18 protein-coding genes are annotated in these 17,443 nt (G+C 58.7%); 12 read left to right on the top strand and 6 right to left on the bottom strand.

The features are described from left to right. Positions 1 to 261: 261 nt before the first annotated feature. The gene (locus E8M78_RS21990; RefSeq protein WP_137137072.1) at positions 262 to 1,710 is read left to right on the top strand and encodes a DUF1800 domain-containing protein; all 1,449 of its coding nucleotides are present in this window, start codon (positions 262 to 264) and stop codon (positions 1,708 to 1,710) included. Between the two features lie 2 nt (positions 1,711 to 1,712). Further along, entirely contained in the window at positions 1,713 to 2,894 is a 1,182-nt protein-coding gene (locus tag E8M78_RS21985; protein WP_246658437.1) for a DUF1501 domain-containing protein, read from the top strand. A gap of 12 nt (positions 2,895 to 2,906) precedes the next feature. Here E8M78_RS21985 and E8M78_RS21980 read toward each other — a convergent pair whose 3' ends face one another. Further along, positions 2,907 to 3,239 (bottom strand): acyl-CoA thioesterase, encoded by a 333-nt coding sequence (locus tag E8M78_RS21980; protein WP_246658451.1) that lies wholly within the window; start codon positions 3,237 to 3,239, stop codon positions 2,907 to 2,909. 287 nt (positions 3,240 to 3,526) lie between these two features. Between E8M78_RS21980 and E8M78_RS21975 the strand changes: the two genes are divergently transcribed. The 7 genes from E8M78_RS21975 (at position 3,527) to E8M78_RS21945 (ending at position 11,080) form a co-directional block, all read left to right on the top strand. After that, the gene (locus E8M78_RS21975; RefSeq protein ID WP_137137069.1) at positions 3,527 to 5,338 is read left to right on the top strand and encodes a methyl-accepting chemotaxis protein; all 1,812 of its coding nucleotides are present in this window, start codon (positions 3,527 to 3,529) and stop codon (positions 5,336 to 5,338) included. Between the two features lie 276 nt (positions 5,339 to 5,614). Then, positions 5,615 to 6,976 (top strand): extensin family protein, encoded by a 1,362-nt coding sequence (locus E8M78_RS21970; RefSeq protein ID WP_137137068.1) that lies wholly within the window; start codon positions 5,615 to 5,617, stop codon positions 6,974 to 6,976. Positions 6,977 to 7,089: 113 nt separating this feature from the next. Then, complete coding sequence (gene panC, locus E8M78_RS21965; RefSeq protein WP_137137067.1) at positions 7,090 to 7,965, top strand: pantoate--beta-alanine ligase; 876 nt, start codon at positions 7,090 to 7,092, stop codon at positions 7,963 to 7,965. Then, positions 7,962 to 8,792, top strand: coding sequence for a 3-methyl-2-oxobutanoate hydroxymethyltransferase (panB, locus tag E8M78_RS21960; RefSeq protein WP_137137066.1), 831 nt, complete (start codon positions 7,962 to 7,964; stop codon positions 8,790 to 8,792). Before panC ends, panB begins: the two co-directional genes overlap by 4 nt. A gap of 24 nt (positions 8,793 to 8,816) precedes the next feature. Next, the gene (locus E8M78_RS21955) at positions 8,817 to 9,281 is read left to right on the top strand and encodes a GNAT family N-acetyltransferase (protein ID WP_246658436.1); all 465 of its coding nucleotides are present in this window, start codon (positions 8,817 to 8,819) and stop codon (positions 9,279 to 9,281) included. Between the two features lie 114 nt (positions 9,282 to 9,395). Beyond that, positions 9,396 to 10,322: an ABC transporter ATP-binding protein gene (locus E8M78_RS21950; protein ID WP_137137065.1), complete on the top strand. Its 927-nt coding sequence runs from the start codon at positions 9,396 to 9,398 to the stop codon at positions 10,320 to 10,322. Next, positions 10,319 to 11,080 carry an ABC transporter permease gene (locus tag E8M78_RS21945; protein WP_062554251.1) on the top strand — a complete coding sequence of 254 codons (762 nt, stop codon included), beginning with the start codon at positions 10,319 to 10,321 and terminating at the stop codon, positions 11,078 to 11,080. Before E8M78_RS21950 ends, E8M78_RS21945 begins: the two co-directional genes overlap by 4 nt. Positions 11,081 to 11,097: 17 nt before the next feature. Here E8M78_RS21945 and E8M78_RS21940 read toward each other — a convergent pair whose 3' ends face one another. The 3 genes from E8M78_RS21940 to cobS are packed head-to-tail and all read right to left on the bottom strand — an operon-like array spanning position 11,098 to position 12,797. Further along, positions 11,098 to 11,796, bottom strand: a complete 699-nt coding sequence (locus tag E8M78_RS21940) for a TIGR02281 family clan AA aspartic protease (RefSeq protein ID WP_137137064.1) — start codon at positions 11,794 to 11,796, stop codon at positions 11,098 to 11,100. After that, positions 11,790 to 11,999 (bottom strand): DUF1289 domain-containing protein, encoded by a 210-nt coding sequence (locus tag E8M78_RS21935; RefSeq protein ID WP_246658435.1) that lies wholly within the window; start codon positions 11,997 to 11,999, stop codon positions 11,790 to 11,792. The genes E8M78_RS21940 and E8M78_RS21935 overlap by 7 nt, the downstream gene beginning before the upstream one ends. A gap of 12 nt (positions 12,000 to 12,011) precedes the next feature. Further along, positions 12,012 to 12,797 (bottom strand): adenosylcobinamide-GDP ribazoletransferase, encoded by a 786-nt coding sequence (gene cobS, locus E8M78_RS21930; protein WP_137137063.1) that lies wholly within the window; start codon positions 12,795 to 12,797, stop codon positions 12,012 to 12,014. Positions 12,798 to 12,899: 102 nt separating this feature from the next. On the opposite strand from cobS, the gene cobT reads away from it, so the two are divergent. Beyond that, positions 12,900 to 13,937, top strand: coding sequence for a nicotinate-nucleotide--dimethylbenzimidazole phosphoribosyltransferase (gene cobT / locus E8M78_RS21925; RefSeq protein ID WP_137137062.1), 1,038 nt, complete (start codon positions 12,900 to 12,902; stop codon positions 13,935 to 13,937). Between the two features lie 289 nt (positions 13,938 to 14,226). On the opposite strand, the gene E8M78_RS21915 is transcribed toward cobT, so the two are convergent. After that, a complete protein-coding gene (locus E8M78_RS21915; protein WP_137137060.1) occupies positions 14,227 to 14,454 on the bottom strand; it encodes a hypothetical protein in 228 nt (75 codons plus the stop codon). 42 nt (positions 14,455 to 14,496) lie between these two features. Beyond that, a complete protein-coding gene (locus E8M78_RS21910) occupies positions 14,497 to 16,032 on the bottom strand; it encodes a HAMP domain-containing sensor histidine kinase (protein ID WP_137137239.1) in 1,536 nt (511 codons plus the stop codon). 124 nt (positions 16,033 to 16,156) lie between these two features. Between E8M78_RS21910 and E8M78_RS21905 the strand changes: the two genes are divergently transcribed. Both E8M78_RS21905 and E8M78_RS21900 read left to right on the top strand, forming a co-directional pair. Then, positions 16,157 to 16,753 (top strand): thermonuclease family protein, encoded by a 597-nt coding sequence (locus E8M78_RS21905; RefSeq protein ID WP_137137059.1) that lies wholly within the window; start codon positions 16,157 to 16,159, stop codon positions 16,751 to 16,753. Beyond that, positions 16,744 to 17,385, top strand: a complete 642-nt coding sequence (locus E8M78_RS21900; protein ID WP_137137058.1) for a uracil-DNA glycosylase family protein — start codon at positions 16,744 to 16,746, stop codon at positions 17,383 to 17,385. Before E8M78_RS21905 ends, E8M78_RS21900 begins: the two co-directional genes overlap by 10 nt. Positions 17,386 to 17,443 lie beyond the last annotated feature (58 nt).

Genomic DNA, 17,443 nt, shown 5'->3' with positions numbered 1-17,443 from the left:
ATTCACATCACCGTGTTTTCTAAAAGATGCTCAATAAGATATCCTTAAAAGCAGGCGGCAAACCCTTGCCAGACTGAGGCTGTGGCCCATTTTGGATGTCTGATTTCGGTACAAGTTCGAATAAGAGCTAATCGAACCTTACCGGAACGGTATCCAAATGCTCGAAGTGTCCGAAAATGGTCGTATTGCCCAACTCCAAACACCGTTACATGTTGAATTGTGCAAGTTGATTCAGGATCACATATTTCACAAGGATTATGGATGGCCGCCTCTTTTACGACCATCGCCGCGAGACGGTTCTGCTATGGACTGAAACCGCGAGAGACGCCTCCATCTGACATCGATACGCTGATGCTCCAGCTCCAGAAGGGTCCCAAGGCGGTACCGCGTTTTCCACGGGAGGGCGTCCTCGGGCGGCGGGAAACGCTGGGGCGGCTTGTATCCGTGCGAACGGTGGAGGCGCGCGCCGCGCAGGATGGCAGACCCAATCCGGGTCTGAGGCAGGAGACGCAGCGGGAGGCAGAACGCCTGCTACGCCGGGATGCCCTGTCGCGTGTCGCACAGGCGGTTTATTCGGAAAACGGGTTCTTCGAACGGCTGGCCAGTTTCTGGGTCAACCATTTTGCCATCAATGCCACGAAGACCTACGAGATGCGGCTTCTTGCGCCACTGTTCGAGGCGGAGGCAATACGGCCCAACCTGGCTGGCAACTTTGGAAATCTGCTGAAGGCGGCGGTGCTGCATCCGGCCATGCTTATCTATCTTGATCAGGCATCCTCTGTCGGCCCGCAGTCTCCGGTCGCCGAGAGAAGCGGGGGCACATTGAACCAGAGCCTGGCGCAGGAGATTCTGGAAGTACACTCGCTGGGAGATCAGGCGGAGGTTACGGTCGCCGATGTCAATGGCGCCGCGCTGATCCTGACCGGTCTGTCCCTCGATCTCCGGAGCCTTGAAGTCAGCAACCGTCCTGGCCGGGCGGAGCCCGGTGCCCATGTCCTGCTCGGCAAATCCTACAGTGACCGTGCACGCAACGGCTCTGATCACCTGGAGATGCTGACGGACCTTGCCAACCATCCGGCAACTGCCCGCAACATCTGTAACAAGCTCGTTCGCCACTTCATTAGCGAAGAGGTCAATCCGGACATGCTGAACGGGATGATCCAACGTTGGCAGGCGAGTGGCGGCAATTTGACCGAGGTCTACCGCGCGATGCTCGAACATCCGGCAGCTTTCGCGCCGGAGGCCAGCAAGGTGATAGCGCCTTTCGAATTCGTCGTCTCGGCCCTGCGGGCGTTCGATGTGAAGGGTGGAGAGTTCGATGCACTCGTGAATGCCGATGATGATCGAGACGGGGACGATGTGCCACCGCCGGATGGCAAAGTTCCGCCACGGCGGAAACCGGGCGTGGCAAGACTACTGACACTTCAGTCGCTGCGTCGCATGGGACAACCCGTCTGGGAGCCGCCGAGTCCCGCGGGATTTCCCGACGATGCCGCAAGCTGGCTGATGCCGGGGCATCTTGCTGAACGCGTTGCATGGGCACGTATAGCGGTGCGACTTCTGGCATCCGATGTGACGCCTCTGGCGCTTCTCGACATGGTGCTTGCCGATCTCGCCCACGCGCAAACGCGGGAACTTATTTCAGCAGCCCCCAGCAAAGTGCACGGGCTGACCATGGTGCTGGCGTCACCGCAGTTCAATCGGAGATGACGATGGCCGCCCATATCCAATTCCGGCTCAAACGCCGCGGCTTTCTTGCGTCGCTCGGTGCCGCTGCGGCTTTATCCGTGTTGCCGAATGTCAGCCTTGCCGCGACATCGGGTGACCGTCGACTGGTCGTCATACTGTTGCGAGGAGGCATGGATGGGATCGACCTCGTTCAGCCCTATGGCGATCCCAACCTTGCCGTCCTCCGCCCCGAACTTACCCTCACGCCGGAGAGCGGATTGATCGATCTCGATGGCTTTTTCGGTCTGCACCCCGCAGCTTCTGGTTTGATGCCGCTGTGGAGGGCGGGCCATTTATCCTTCGCGCATGCCATTGCCAGTCCTTACCGTGGTCGCCTCAGCCATTTTGAGGCGCAAGATGTGCTCGAAACGGGAAATCCCCTTGGAAGTGGATCGCGGACCGGCTGGTTGAACCGGGCACTTGCGTTGTTTCCTCGCACGGCTTCGCGCGCAGCGGTCGACATAACCACCAGCGTCGAACTGATCATGACCGGCGGCAACAGGACAGACGTCTGGGCGACGCAAAGCGATTTCCCCATGGCTCAGGACGAAATCCACAGTTTGCAGGCACTGTTTCAAACCGACCCCGTTTTTGGCAAGGCTGGTGCGGGCATGTCCGATCTTGATCCGCTGCCGCCAATCGTGAACCCGCAGGCGCGCATTGCAGGCATTGCAGACCTGGCCAGACTGGCCGGCTCACTTCTGGCGGAGGATTATCGTGTCGCCAGCTTTTCGCTTGCAGGCTGGGATACACATCAAGAACAGAAACGGGATCTGGCCGAATCCGCTCGTCTCCTCTCCGAGGCGGTTCTCAATCTTCAGGCCGGTATGGGTGAGGCTGCCTGGCAGCAAACCGCAGTGGTAGCCATAACCGAGTTCGGTCGCTCGCTGCGTTTAAATTCAACCGGCGGCACCGATCACGGCACCGCGAGCGCTGCGCTTCTGGCAGGAGGCGCGATTGCCGGCGGACGCATTCTTGGTAATTGGCCAGGACTGGCCGAAGGACAATTGTTCGAGGGGCGGGATCTGGCGCCGACGCGTGACATTCGCGAACTGCTGGCGGCACTCCTTTTCCAGCAGTTCGAGATTACAGCTGCCAACCTGAATGCGAAAGTATTCCCTGGTCTTGGCTTCGAGCCAAGCAGCCTTTTCGTCAAGACGAATTGAAAATGTCGCCTGTCAGGCGGGAACGGCAACCGGTTGCCCAGCGTCATCGATCGCGACCATGATGAAGGTTGCTTCCGTCACCTTTTCAGTGATGCCGTGCCGTGATCGAATAGCCCAGGCTTCCACATGCAGCGTGATTGACGTTCGTCCGATCCGTTCAATCGACGTATAGATGCTCAGCGTGTCGCCGATCTTGACTGGTCGCTGGAAGGCCATCTCCTTCACCGCAGCGGTCACAACCCTGCCGCGGGCGCGCTCACCGGCGCGGATGCCGGCTGCCAGGTCCATCTGTGCCATGACCCAGCCACCGAAAATATCACCCGCCGGGTTGGCGTCTCCGGGCATTGCAAGCGTGCGCAAGGTCAGTTCGCCATCCGGTTTCAGCGTTTCGATCCTGTCACTCACGTAGCGGCTCCCTCTGCATAACGAATAGTATTGTAATTGAATGTCGCGCATGGACTTAATATCAACCAGATCATTGTGCGCCGCAATATACATTTCGAAAGACTTGATATTCTCTAGGGGTTTAGCTTTACGAAAATGACGCAAGGCAAGATATTTAGTTAGAATTTACCGATCCGTAATGTTCCCGCCATATCTTCATGGAAGATTTTTTAGATTGGGGTATTTGAATGAAGGCTTTTGGTCTCCAGGCGCGGTTGTTCCTGCTGGTGGGCCTTGCAGCGATCATCTTGGTGGCTGTTATGGTCATCAGTTTGCTGCAAAGTTACTCAGCAGTCGAGGCCGAACGCAAATCGGCCCTTGCCGCCATGAATGCGAATGCGATCAGCTTGCTTAAGGCCGCCTATGATCAGGAGAAGAGCGGCAAGCTGACCCGCGAACAGGCGCAGGCCGAGGCCAAGCGGGTTATCGGCGCGATGCGCTATGACAATGGCAGCGGATATTTCTGGATCAACGACATGCAGCCGCGCATGGTCATGCATCCGATCAAGCCCAGTCTCGACGGCACGGATCTGACCCAGAACAAGGACCCGAACGGCAAGTTCCTGTTCGTGGAAATGGTCAAGGTAGTCAAGGCGGGCGGCCAGGGCTTTGTCGATTACGACTGGCCGAAGCCTGGAGCGGACCAGCCGGTGGGCAAGTATTCGCATGTGGTCGGCTTCGAGCCCTGGGGCTGGATCGTCGGCACGGGTGTTTATATCGACGATTTGCAGGCCCTGTTTGCGCAAAAGGCGATCCGGTTCAGCATTGTCTGCGGGATTGGAATGCTGATTCTTGCCTGTGCCGCCTATCTGATTGTCCGCGGCATTACAAAGCCCATCAACGCGATGCGTCAGGTTCTCGGTCGTATGGCGCAGGGTGAGGCCAATGTGGCGGTCGAGATTGGCACCGCTTCTCGCGAACTGAACGAGATGGCGAATTCCATCGAAGTTCTCCGCGCGGCAGTCAATGAGCGCACCGAACTGCAGGCCCGCGATGCCGAACAGCAGCGCGCCATCGCGCTGGACCGCGAACAGTCCGCCCGCGAAATCCGAGCGGCTTCAGAAAGCCAGCAGCGGGCCATGGGTGCGCTGGGATACGCACTTGAAGCCCTTGCGCGTGGTGACCTTTCCATCGCGCTCGATGATCTCGGCGCCGATTACACCAAGCTGCGGAACGACTTCAACCTTGCTGTTAGTTCCTTACGCTCGACCATCGAGCAGATTTCCGAAACGGGACATGTGGTGCACAGCAGTTCCGCCGATATCTCCGATGCGACCAATAATCTTTCCCGACGCACCGAACAGCAGGCTGCTGCGCTGGAACAGACGGCGGCAGCTCTCGAAGAGATTACCTCGACAGTAAAGACTGCCTCGGAGCGCGCCTTGGAAGCCCGTGCGATGGTCGCGGAGACGAAGAAGAGCGCCGGTCGCTCCGGCGAGATCGTCAGCGAGGCGATCACAGCCATGGGGCGTATCGAGGACTCGTCAAATCGTATCGGCCAGATCATCGGGGTGATCGACGAGATTGCTTTCCAGACTAACCTTCTGGCGCTTAATGCCGGTGTGGAGGCGGCCCGTGCGGGTGAGGCAGGGCGCGGCTTTGCCGTCGTGGCGCAGGAAGTGCGTGAACTCGCCCAGCGTTCTGCCAATGCTGCCAAGGAGATCAAGCAGTTGATCCAGAATTCGGCCCATGAGGTTGAGGCGGGCGTCTCGCTGGTTCGCACCACGGGCGATGCTCTCGTCGAGATCGTCAAGCTGGTGGAGCAGGTGAATGCCCAGGTGGAGGGAATTGCGACAGCTTCCCGCGAGCAGGCCACGGGTCTGCAGGAAATCAATACCTCCGTCAGCCACATGGACCAGATGACCCAGCAGAACGCCGCCATGGTGGAAGAAACCACTGCCTCCAGCCAGACGCTGGAAGAGCAGAGCCGTCAGTTGCAGAGCCTGCTGTCCGGGTTCCGTCTTGGCCAACAGGACATGCGCATGCATCGCGCCGCCTGATAGCCCACACGAAGATCATACGAACGCCCGTTGCGAGACCGCAGCGGGCGTTTTGCATCTGAGCGATTTTCAAACACGATCGTTCAGGTCTGAGGCGATTCCATCAGTCGTTGCTACAATATTGCCCTGAAAAGACCCCGATGTTGAAAGTCTTTGTTTACCCTGTGTGCCTAGAATTTTCGGGTGTGGCATTCCGGCAAGGGTGACACTCGATAGCCCTGGATGATTGTTTTCTGTTCAGGACGACGGCCCGGTTCCCCAATGTGAGCAGCTTGTATGGCGTATGCGTTGAACACCCGAAGGGCCGTGGCCTTCCTTCTGATCTCCACGATGCTGGTGGGTTGCACCGCGGACGGCCTGGTGCCGCCTGCACCGATTGATCGTGGCACGCGGGTCAGCGCCATTCCACCGGGTCGGATTCCCGTTCAGCAGGCATCCTCGATGGACGCTCACGCCGCCCCAGCCCAGCAGCCGATGGGGCAGGTGGGCATCCCTTACGAATCCGCCGGGCAGCCCATGCCACCCGCAGCAACGGCGCGCCAAGCGCGCCTTCCCATGATCGACAGTGACGAGGCGATGACACAGCCCCGCCAGATGGGTGAGCCTCCGAAGACCCTTGGAACGCTGACCTATGACGCCAATGGCGTAAACATGGATGCAGCGCTTGGCGTGGGCGGAGAACAGCCTGCGCCCCATGTGGTTGGCCTGGCAGAGGAGCAGAACAACGACATCGCGGAAGGCAATGCCTCGCAGCCTGTCGTGGACGGCATCGGCACCGATGCGCCTGTCCAGCGGAACAGGCCGACCCAGCGAAGCGCGCAGCCCTATGCGACAAGCGCGCCGGTGCAGCCTGCGCAAGACCTCTATTTGCAAAACCAGCCGCAGCAGAATTTGGCGCTGGCGAAGCGGAACCAGCAGCCGGTGCGCGGCGATCTCGCCGCAACCCCACCGCGCTGGAGCGATTCACGTCCTGTCGTAGCCCCAAGCAGGATTGAGCCGGAACCGCAGCAGGTGGCGATGTTGATGCCACGCAATCCGACAATCGCATCGCAATCCTCCCGCACCGACGCCTCTCCCATGCCCGCATCCGAAGCAAGTTGCCGTGCCCAACTGAAGCGGATGGGCGTGCTGTACCGCGACAAGCCGCAGATTTCTGATGGTCCGAGTTGCGGCATCGATTATCCGGTTGAACTCTATGGCCTCTCCGGAGGCGTGCAGGTCAAACCGGCCGTAACGCTTAATTGCCAGACGACGCTTGCCTTTGCGCAATGGGTGAAGAACGAACTCGTACCTTCCTCCCGTATTCGCTACTGGAGCGGTATCGGCAAGATTGAACCCATGGGTGGCTATTCCTGCCGACGGATGAACAATAGCCGCCAACGCTACAACCCGATGTCTGAGCATGCGCGTGGCAATGCCATCGATGTCGGCAAGTTCGTGTTGAAGAACGGACATGAAATTGACGTTCGCAAGAAGGGCCTGTTCTCCTTCCGCGAAGGAGCCCTGCTCAAGGCCGTTCGTGACGATAGCTGCAAATACTTCAACACAGTCCTTGGCCCAGGCAGTAATGCCGAGCACTGGAACCACTTTCATTTCGATTTGCGCAGCCGCGCTTCCGGCAATCGATACTGCGACTGATCTGAATTCCTGGCTGATATATCTTTCACTCCGGCTGCACCTGCGATAAATGCGCTGCAACAAAGGCGGACGGCCATGTTCCGGCCGCCAACGGGTGAGGACGGGAGTGGAGTTTGCAGATCATCAAGACTCGTGAGGAATTGCGGGCGGCTGTCCGATCCCTGCGTGCCGACGGCAGAAGCATCGGCTTTGTTCCGACCATGGGGTATCTGCATGTAGGTCACATGGCGCTTGTGCAACGCTCGCAGGCTGAGAACGATGTCACCGTCGTTTCCATTTTCGTGAACCCGCTGCAATTCGGCAAGAACGAGGATCTGGACAAGTATCCGCGCGATCTGGCACGCGATAGCGCGATGCTTGAAGAGGCTGGCGTCGAGGTGCTTTTCGCTCCGGACGTCAGCGAGATGTACCCGAAGCCGATGTTGACCGTGGTGGATGTGCCGACCATTGGCAGTCAGCTGGAGGGTGAGGTTCGCCCAGGTCATTTCGCAGGCGTGGCGACCGTCGTGACGAAGCTGTTCAATCTCGTTCAGCCGGATGCCGCCTATTTCGGGGAGAAGGATTATCAGCAGGTGCAGATCATTCGGCGCATGGTCGAGGATCTGGCCCAGCCTGTTCGGGTGGTTGCGGTCGCCACCGTTCGCGAGGCTGACGGTCTGGCCTGCTCGTCGCGTAATGTTTATCTCAGCGACGATGAACGGAAGGCTGCGGTGATTGTGCCGCGCGCGCTGGATCTTGCCGAGCGGTTGGTGTGTGAGGGTCTGAACGATCCGGTCGCACTGGAGGCGGAGTTGACGGCATTCCTGAAGCGCGAACCGTTGGCGGAACCGGATGTGGTGGCCGTGCGCCACGCAAGCACACTCCAGCGTGTCGCCAATCTTAGCGATGAGGCGGTGGTCGTTGCTCTGTTCGTTCGCTTCGGTACAACGCGGCTGTTGGACAACCGGGTCATTCATCCCGTTTCTCATGGACAGGATTCCCACCGATGAGCGCACCGACAAAGGTTCGACGCAAGACGATTACAGCCATTCGGGCCATGAAAGGTCAGCAGAAGATTGTGTCGCTGACCGCCTATACCACGCCGATGGCACGCATGCTTGACCCGCATTGCGATCTGTTGCTGGTCGGAGATTCTCTGGGTATGGTGCTCTACGGAATGGACACGACCGTTGCCGTGACACTCGACATGATGATTGCGCACGGGCAGGCTGTTGTTCGTGGCGCAAGGCAGGCATGCGTCATCGTCGATATGCCCTTTGGAAGTTATCAAGAATCGAAGGAGCAGGCCTATCGCAACGCTGTCCGCATTCTGCAGGAAACCGGCTGCGACGGGATAAAGCTTGAGGGCGGCGCGGAGATGGCCGATACGATCCATTTCCTCTCGACACGGGGTGTGCCAGTGCTGGCACATGTGGGGCTGATGCCGCAGATGGTCAACACATCCGGTGGGTTCCGTGCGCTCGGCCATAGCGATGAAGAGGCGGCGAAGATTGCCTCCGACGCTGCTGCGGTTGCAGAGGCGGGTGCATTTGCCGTTGTGATCGAAGGAACTGTCGAGCCGGTCGCCAGAGCGATTTCACAGTCGCTGGCTATCCCAACAATCGGGATCGGTGCCTCCGCCGCATGCGATGGCCAGGTGCTGGTCTGCGATGACATGCTGGGTCTGTTCGATGCGTTCAAGCCGCGCTTCGTGAAACGCTATGCCGAACTCGGCGCTCTGGTGTCGCAAGCTGCCGCAGACTATGCACGCGACGTACGAGACGGTAGCTTTCCGGCTGAGGAACATACATTCCAGCCACGCCGCAAACCGAATTAACGCGGAGAGAGGAGCACGCCCCCCGTGCCGACTGAGCCAGCCACTATCCAGCTTTCTCCGGTAACGGCGGACCTCGTGCCGAAACTTCTCGAGCTGCGTCTGCGACAAGATCAGGTGCGGATGGTTGCGAGCGTTGTCGATTCCCTTGAAGAGGCCGAGACCGATGAAGACGCGCGGCCGCGCGCCGTTCTACATGATGGTGAGCCTGTCGGCTTTTTGATGTATGACGCGACCAGTGCAGATGATGTCGCCCAGCTCTATCGCTTCATTATCGATGAACGGCAGCAGGGCAAGGGTTTTGGACGGGCTGCTCTGTCCGCAGTAATCGCCGAGATCCGTCGCGAACCGCATGTCTCCAAGATTTCTATCTGTTACGAACCGGAGAACCGTGCCGCGCGCCAGCTTTATCTCAGTGCCGGCTTTGTAGAGACGGGACTGGATGAGGATGGCGAGATGATTGCCCATCTGGTCCTGCGACCTTCCTCCTGATCTCTGGATTTTTGACCTCCTTTTTCGGAGCTGGCAGCCTATATAGGCCACGGGATCGTTACAGATTCCGCCTGCCACGATATCTACCCGCCATGATTTACGCGAAGGTCCGCGATGCCCGCGATTGTTTCCATTCGAAATCTTCAGAAGACCTATGCCAACGGATTTTCGGCGCTTAAGGGCGTCAACCTCGATATCGAGGAGGGCGAAATTCTTGCCCTGCTGGGTCCGAACGGTGCGGGCAAGACGACGATGATTTCCATCATTTGCGGAATTTCCATGCCCACGGGCGGAACCGTGATGGTGGGTGGCCATGATGTGGTTCGCGACTTTCGCCAGACACGCAAACTGATCGGCCTCGTGCCGCAGGAATTGACGACGGATCAGTTCGAGACCGTGTGGAATACAGTCAGCTTTTCGCGCGGTCTGCATGGCGAAAAGGCCAACCCGAAACTTATCGAGCAGATCCTCAAGGATCTCTCGCTCTGGGACAAGCGCGACAACAAGCTGCGCGAGCTTTCCGGCGGTATGAAGCGTCGTGTGCTTATTGCCAAGGCGCTGGCGCATGAGCCGCGCATTCTGTTTCTGGATGAGCCCACGGCTGGCGTGGATGTGGAGCTGCGGCGCGGCATGTGGGCGGCGATCGACCGCCTGCGTGAGGGCGGCGTGACCGTGATCCTGACCACCCATTACATTGAGGAGGCTGAAGAGATGGCGGATCGGATCGGCGTCATCAGTGGCGGCGAGCTTTTGCTGGTGGAGGAAAAGCGCGCGCTGATGCAGAAGCTTGGACGCAAACAGCTCCGGCTTGAACTGAAGTCACCGCTTTCCGCCTTGCCGCCCTCGCTTGAGGCTTTGCAACTCACTCTTTCCGAGGATGGTTGGGCTCTTACTCACGAGTATGGAAATGGCGCTGGCGAGGCACGCATTGGCGCGGTGTTGGCCGCCATGGAAAGCGAAGGCCTGACGATCAGCGATATTTCAACGCACCAGAGCTCGCTGGAAGATATCTTCGTTTCGCTGGTGGGAGATCGCGCATGAACTGGGAAGCGATCAAATCCATCTACCTTTTCGAGATGGCCCGCATGAAGCGAACCCTGCTGCAAAGCGTGATTTCGCCGGTGATCACCACCTCACTTTACTTCATCGTGTTCGGAACGGCGATTGGCACCCGCATCCAGGAAGTCAATGGTGTGTCTTACGGCGCCTTTATTACGCCGGGACTGATCATGCTGACGCTCCTTGGCCAATGCATCAGCAATGGCGCGATCGGCATCTATTTTCCGAAGTTTACCGGCACGATCTACGAAATCCTGTCCGCGCCCGTTTCCATGACGGAGGTGGTGATCGGCTACGTCGGAGCTGCGGCCAGCAAGGGTATAATAATTGGTCTCATCATCCTTGCCACAGCCTCGTTCTTCGTCGATCTGTCAATCCAGCATCCGGTCATGATGCTGGTCTTCATGGTGCTGACGGCGATAACTTTCTCCATGGCTGGCTTCATCATCGGCATTTGGGCTGACAATTTCGAACAGTTGAACCTCGTGCCCATGCTGGTGGTGCCGCCGCTGACCTTCCTCGGTGGCAGCTTCTACTCGATAGATATGCTGCCGCCGTTCTGGCAGACGGTCAGCCATTTCAATCCGGTGCTTTATCTGGTCTCGGGTTTCCGCTGGAGCTTCTACGGGATAGCGGATGTGAACCCCGTCATCAGCCTCGTGATGATTGCGGTGTTCCTGACGATCTGCCTCAGCCTACTGTTCTGGATCTTCCGTACGGGTTACCGGCTGCGGAAATAACTCACGGCCAACGAGATTCAATCGCGCAGGCGAAGCTGATCTGTCTGCATCTGGAGGGAGCCAAGGGTGGAGAGAAAACTCATGCCCAGAAGGCTTTGCTCCAGACGCCCCTGTTCTGCCACCAACGCCCGCAGGTTCTGCCGTGCAATGGGCCCTATGCCAACATTGTCGAGACGGACAGGGGCGGCCATCGCCCGGCCATTTGCGGTCATGACGGGCGTTGTGAAGTCGAGCTTCGACGGATCAAGCCCGATTGACTGAGCGTCGCGCCAGGACAGAACGATGGAGCTTGCGCCTGTATCGACAAGCATGGGTATCGTCTTGCCATCGACACTGACCTGCGCCTGGAAATGACCGTTGCGGGCGCGGTAGAGCACGACTTCCGAACCGCCTTCACTCGTCGTCATTACCATCGGGCTGCCTGGGATGAGCCCTGCTGTTACGCGCGCGCCAACGCTGCGGAGATCATCGCGGTAGACATAGCCAGCGACAAGAACGAGCGCAACAAACATCCAGATAACAATGTTACGAAGCACCTCGGATGCCTTGCCTCTTCGCCCTGCCAGAACACCTGCCGACAGAAGGATAACAATTGCCGACAATTGAACGAGATGGGCGAAATCATCATTGGCGAAGCCGAAGGTCTGGCCCGCATCATTGTTGAAGATCAACAGTGCAAGACCGGCACCGAGAATGGCGAGCACAATCATCAGCATGGCCGGGCGTCCTCCTGTTGCGGAGGATCGACGGAGCCAAGCGTTTTCAGGCGGGCAGGGAGGAGTTCCATCAGCGCGATCCTTTGCGCTTCCGTCATACTGGTCCAGCTTCCGATCTCATGGCCCGTGCGCCCGCAGCCGATGCAGATGCCGGATTGCGGATCAAGAGCACACACAAGAATGCACGGCGTTATCATGGCCATAATATTGGCTCTCTAGAGACTGACCACAAGAGTGGCGAGACATGCCATTTCCGTGATCTGCTGGGTGGCGCCGATAGTGTCTCCGGTGTGGCCGCCGATCTTCCCTTGCACATAGCGGATGAACAGGAAAGCGGCGACGGTCGCACCTGCGAACATGGCGATGACCGACCCTGCGGAGGCGCCCGCGACAATGAGCAAAAGCGAGAACCCGAGAGCGGAGAGAACCGCGACGCGCACGGCGGAGGATTGTGGCTGGCCCATGGCAACCGCTGTGCCGTTGACGCGCGCAGGGGGAAGATGGGCCCAGTGCCAGACCATGAGCGCACGCGAAATTGCGGCGGCCGATATCAACGCTAAGGCGGTGAGTGTTCCGCCATGGGTGGAGAGAAGGGCCGAAAGCGCCGCCGCACGAATACCGAAGCTTGCGATGAGGGCTATGACGCCGAAGCTGCCGATGCGGCTGTCCTTCATGATGGTGAGCGCGTGCTCCTTGTCGTGGCCACCGAACAGCCCATCGGCACTATCGGCAAGGCCGTCTTCGTGCAGGCCGCCGGTAAGAAGGGCACCAAGCGCAAGCGCCAGAAATGGAGCAAGTAAAAACGCTGCTGGATTGCCTCCGATGAGCCAGACGAGCAGGGCAGAGGGCAGGGCGATCAGCGCGCCTGCAGCCGGGAAGGCGCGACAGGCGCGGGCCACGGAGCCATCGTGCCCCTCGAAAAAGCGCGCGGGAACCGGCAGCCGCGACAGGAATGCGACCGAGCGCGCCAGATCGGTTATGAATTCAGGCACGTTTTGCAGTTGTTCCTCCGGGCTGCTCTCATTAAGGAGGACGCAGCAAATCAGATTCCATCGCCTAACTCAAAGGGCGATCTGGACTTAACGACAAGGAAGATTGATCCGATGAGCATGAGCGGCTTGCCATTCGATGATTTTCGCACGCTGTTGCGCGAGCTTCCCGGCCCGGATACCCGTGCTCTGGTGGCTGCACGCGAACGGGATGCGCAACTGACCAAGCCCAAGGGTTCGCTGGGACGCCTGGAAGAAATCGCCTTCTGGCTGGCTGCCTGGACGGGTCGCGCACCTGCCGTGACACGTCCGCTTGTCGCGATCTTCGCCGGCAATCACGGTGTGGCCCGTCATGGTATTACGCCCTATCCGCCGTCAGTCACGCAGCAGATGGTGGAGAATTTCGCCGCCGGTGGCGCGGCCATCAATCAGATCTGTGCGGCCAACGATCTGGGCCTGAAGATCTTTGATCTAGCGCTGGACTATCCAACCGGAGATATTAGCTGCGAAGCGGCTCTTTCCGAACGAGACTGTGCTGCGACCATGGCATTCGGGATGGAGGCGATTGCCGGTGGCACCGATCTTCTGTGTATCGGCGAAATGGGCATTGGTAACACGACCATCGCGGCTGCAATCAACCTGGCGCTTTACGGCGGTGAGGCGGAAGACTGGGTCGGTCCCGGAACAGGTTCAGAAGGTGACGTGCTGGCCCGCAAGATCGCTGCAGTCAAGCAGGCTGTTGCTTTCCACCGCGATCACTTGTCCGATCCGCTGGAAATCTTGCGCCGATTGGGTGGACGTGAAGTGGCGGCCATGGCGGGCGCCATTCTCGCAGCGCGCGTGGAGAAGATCCCGGTTCTCATCGACGGTTATGTGGCGACAGCTGCGGCCTCTATTCTGAAGGCAGCGAACCCGACCGCGCTGGACCACTGCCTCATCGGCCATGTGTCCGGCGAGCCCGGCCACCTGCGCGCCATCGAGCGACTTGGCAAGACGCCGCTTCTGGCGCTGGGCATGCGGCTTGGCGAAGGCACGGGCGCGGCGCTGGCCGCAGGCATTGTGAAGGCAGCTGCCGCTTGCCATTCCGGCATGGCGACGTTTGCACAGGCAGGCGTCAGCACGGCGGGAACACCGACGCCGCATCACCATTGAATTTTGCAGTTTCAGCCAGCCGCTTTTCGGCGGCTGGTATGGGGAACGCGGAGAATGACGACTTCATTCTCGGTGAGGCGGTAGAACAACACATATGGTTAAGGCGTCACAACCAGCCGACGAACGGTTGGAATATCCGTTTGTCTGCCGGCGCCTGGTTGTTCTTTGAGCAGGGTCAGTACCGCATCAAGCCGGGCTGCGACATTCGATGCGCCTGTCGGAGAACTGACGCGGATGAATTCAAGTATGGTTTCGATTTGCTGAGCAGAACGCTTGGTAAGGCGAATTTTCATCGCTTGAATTTATTCAGCAACTGTCGTGCCTGGGCTTCGTCCACGAGTTCGTCCTGCTCGGCCTCTTGTAGGCCAGCGTGGGCCTCAGCCAACTCTTCCTCGCTGAGGCGATAGACGGATTGGTCCTCGCTTGCCATCTGCAAAACCAGACGTGCAATGTCATCCTGCTTTTCGGGCGGACGCTGGCGGGCGGCCTCAACGGCGATGTCGAGTAGCGTTGTCATGGCGCCATTATGCGCCGCTTGGCTTACCGTGGGAAGAGAGTTTCACGCAAAGCTTTTGCGCCGCGGTTCCACCGCGCGCGTGGCTGCCACGGCGGGCAAGCTTTGCAGAACACGAGTGGCGGGCAAAATTGCGATGACTTCGGTGCCCTCACGCAATTTCGAGCGCAGGATGAACTGACCGTCGTGCTTTGCCAGGATGGCCTGCACGATGGGAAGCCCGAGGCCGGTGCCTTGCTCCGCGCTCTTGATCGCGATGGAGCCCTGACCAAACGCGGAAAGCACGACCGGAATCTCATCTTCCGCGATGCCCGGCCCGTTGTCCTTGATGGCGACATATTGACCGCCACCGGCGGTCCAGCCGACCTTGACCGTGACCTCACCGCCCTGGCTGGTAAATTTCACCGCGTTTGACAGCAGGTTGAGCAGGACCTGCCGCATTGATTTCTCATCGGCCCAGACCTGCGGCAGGTTTGGCTCGAACTGTTGGTGAATGCTGATGTTCTTGGCGCGCGCGCGCAATTGCACCATGCCAATGCAATCCTCGGCGATTTCCAGCAGTGAAAGCGCTTCCTCGTTCAGTTCATAGCGGCCCGCCTCGATGCGCGACAGATCGAGAATTTCGTTGATGAGGTTGAGCAGATGCTGGCCAGAGCGATGAATGTCACCGGCATAGTCGCGGTAGGTGGCATTTCCCATCGGTCCCAGCACTTCCGAACTCATGACCTCCGAAAAGCCGAGGATGGCGTTCAGGGGGGTGCGCAATTCGTGCGACATGGAGGCGAGGAAACGCGACTTGGCCAGGTTGGCCTCTTCCGCGCGACGGCGGGCCTCATCCGACACAGACTTGGCAACCTCGAGTTCGGCAATCAGATCGTCTTTTTCCGACTGATAGGACATCAGTGTCAGGTTCGAGCGATAGAAGCGGTTCGAGATGTAGTGAAAAAACAGAACGGCCGTGGCGCACAGACCAAGAAGACCGACATCGAAGACACTACGGCTACCGAGGGCGATGAGGCCGAGGCTGATCATCGGCAACAGGAAGGCAACGATAACCGCCATGCGCAACAGGACATTGCTCATGGCTGTGATAGAAATCGCTATCAGCAGTACCGCGCCCTTGTAAAAGTAATAGCCATCGCCACCACAAACAGCGCATTCGCTGAAGGCAAAGGTTGCCCAGCAAGCGCCCATCAGAAACTGGCCGAAGATGAACATGCGCTGCCAGCGTTGGGTATTGAGCGCGGTCAGTTCAGTTTTCGAAGCGCGGCGTGCCAGCAGAAGGTTCAGTGAATGAACCGCAAGAGTAAACAGCGCCCATGGCAACAGGGTGGACTCGCCGGTGATGTAGGTGCCGACCGCAGCGACGAGGATGATGAAGAAGGGCAGTATGAGCGCACTTTGCAGCATGTTGTTGACATGCAAAGCAAGCGCATCGTGATCGAAGGCATGGCTGCCATTGGCGCTGGACTGCAAACGTTCACGCGTGGCGCGAACCGCCTTCGACACCGCCTTGTTACGGTGGTGCCGCGATTTGTCCACGATGATCTTGTCGGTGGATGTGCTGACGCCGCTACTCATGGCCATTTTTCAATCGAATACGCGTTTTGGGAATGGTAGGGTCTAAATCTTAAGAAGATCCTGACGGAAAGGTTTCGTTTGCCATCTTTGGCAGGCTTCCGTTTGTAATTAAGATCGAATTTGAATGAGTGCATATAGAAGGCATCGGCGTTACCGAAAGGCGCAGGACTGGATCCTGACGGCCTGTTTCATTCTGGGACTCATCGTCATTGCATCCTTGCTACGGGGCGGGGGCGAGCAGAAGGTTTTCCGTGGCCCCTTTCATGTCATTGATGGCGATACGCTTGCACAGGCAGGGTCTCGGTTGCGGCTTGCGGGGATCGACGCGCCAGAGTTGGACCAAGCGTGCCGCACCGTGGATGACCAGCCTTGGCCTTGCGGAAAGGCTGCGCGGGATCAACTGGTGGATCTCGTCAAGGACAGTGATATCGAGTGTCGTGGTACGGAGGTGGACCGTTACGACCGCGCACTCGTAGTATGTTATAGGCAGAATACGAATCTGAACGTCCAGATGGTTCGTACAGGCTTTGCGCTTTCAGCGGGCTGGCTGGCCTATCAGCGTGAACAGCTGAAGGCCGAAAACGAAAAGCGCGGCATCTGGGCCGGACGCTTCCAGCGTCCATCGCAATGGCGGAGAGAGCGGAAACTTGAAGATCAGGGCAAGGATTTCTCCGATATTCTGGGTAAATTGAAAGGACTTCTATCTCTACGATGGCTTTGACGGGTGACGAGCAGCGTATCGGACTCTTGCGGCAGGCCATTGCCGCCTGCCGGATCTGCCGGGATGTTCCTGCCAAAGGCATTGAGGACCGGCTGCCGCATGACCCTCGGCCCGTGGCCGTTCTGTCCTCCACGGCGAAGATATTGATTGCGGGGCAGGCGCCGGGGCTTCGCGTTCATGAAAGCGGCATACCGTTCAACGACGCATCCGGCGACAGGCTGCGTGCGTGGCTGGCTGTCACCCGTGATGAGTTTTACGATGCGGCGAAGTTTGCGATTGCTCCAATGGGTTTCTGCTTTCCCGGCTATAATGCCAAAGGGCACGACCTGCCGCCGCGCCGGGAATGTGCGCCCCTGTGGCGTCGGGCCGTGATCGATGCGATGCCGCAGATCGAACTTGTTCTCGCAATCGGCGGGTATGCGCAAGGCTGGCACCTGAAGCGCGTCGACAAGGAAAGGATGACGGACACGGTGTTCAACTGGCGACGAAGTTTCATGGTCAATCATGGTGTGCGCATCCTGCCATTGCCGCATCCGAGCTGGCGTAACAGTGGCTGGTTGAGGCGTAATCCGTGGTTCGAAACAGAGTTGCTTCCCGTTTTGCGACAGAGTGTGGACAGTCTCATTCGCTGAAACGATTTTCGGTTACATGCTCCAGATTTCACGCTATGAAGAAAAATAATCTCTGAAG

It is taken from the genome of Rhizobium sp. FKY42, assembly GCF_005222835.1.
Lineage (GTDB): Bacteria > Pseudomonadota > Alphaproteobacteria > Rhizobiales > Rhizobiaceae > Neorhizobium.
This window is presented reverse-complemented; position numbering and strand designations above follow the sequence as displayed.

Excerpts from the sequence above, each read along its gene's own strand:
- E8M78_RS21990 (WP_137137072.1), top strand. The coding sequence starts at position 262 with ATGGCCGCCTCTTTTACGACCATCGCCGCGAGACGGTTCTGCTATGGA.
- E8M78_RS21985 (WP_246658437.1), top strand. The coding sequence starts at position 1,713 with ATGGCCGCCCATATCCAATTCCGGCTCAAACGCCGCGGCTTTCTTGCG.
- E8M78_RS21980 (WP_246658451.1), bottom strand. The coding sequence starts at position 3,239 with ATGCCCGGAGACGCCAACCCGGCGGGTGATATTTTCGGTGGCTGGGTC.
- E8M78_RS21975 (WP_137137069.1), top strand. The coding sequence starts at position 3,527 with ATGAAGGCTTTTGGTCTCCAGGCGCGGTTGTTCCTGCTGGTGGGCCTT.
- E8M78_RS21970 (WP_137137068.1), top strand. The coding sequence starts at position 5,615 with ATGGCGTATGCGTTGAACACCCGAAGGGCCGTGGCCTTCCTTCTGATC.
- panB (WP_137137066.1), top strand. The coding sequence starts at position 7,962 with ATGAGCGCACCGACAAAGGTTCGACGCAAGACGATTACAGCCATTCGG.
- E8M78_RS21950 (WP_137137065.1), top strand. The coding sequence starts at position 9,396 with ATGCCCGCGATTGTTTCCATTCGAAATCTTCAGAAGACCTATGCCAAC.
- E8M78_RS21945 (WP_062554251.1), top strand. The coding sequence starts at position 10,319 with ATGAACTGGGAAGCGATCAAATCCATCTACCTTTTCGAGATGGCCCGC.
- E8M78_RS21940 (WP_137137064.1), bottom strand. The coding sequence starts at position 11,796 with ATGCTGATGATTGTGCTCGCCATTCTCGGTGCCGGTCTTGCACTGTTG.
- E8M78_RS21935 (WP_246658435.1), bottom strand. The coding sequence starts at position 11,999 with ATGGCCATGATAACGCCGTGCATTCTTGTGTGTGCTCTTGATCCGCAA.
- cobT (WP_137137062.1), top strand. The coding sequence starts at position 12,900 with ATGAGCATGAGCGGCTTGCCATTCGATGATTTTCGCACGCTGTTGCGC.
- E8M78_RS21915 (WP_137137060.1), bottom strand. The coding sequence starts at position 14,454 with ATGACAACGCTACTCGACATCGCCGTTGAGGCCGCCCGCCAGCGTCCG.
- E8M78_RS21910 (WP_137137239.1), bottom strand. The coding sequence starts at position 16,032 with ATGAGTAGCGGCGTCAGCACATCCACCGACAAGATCATCGTGGACAAA.
- E8M78_RS21905 (WP_137137059.1), top strand. The coding sequence starts at position 16,157 with ATGAGTGCATATAGAAGGCATCGGCGTTACCGAAAGGCGCAGGACTGG.
- E8M78_RS21900 (WP_137137058.1), top strand. The coding sequence starts at position 16,744 with ATGGCTTTGACGGGTGACGAGCAGCGTATCGGACTCTTGCGGCAGGCC.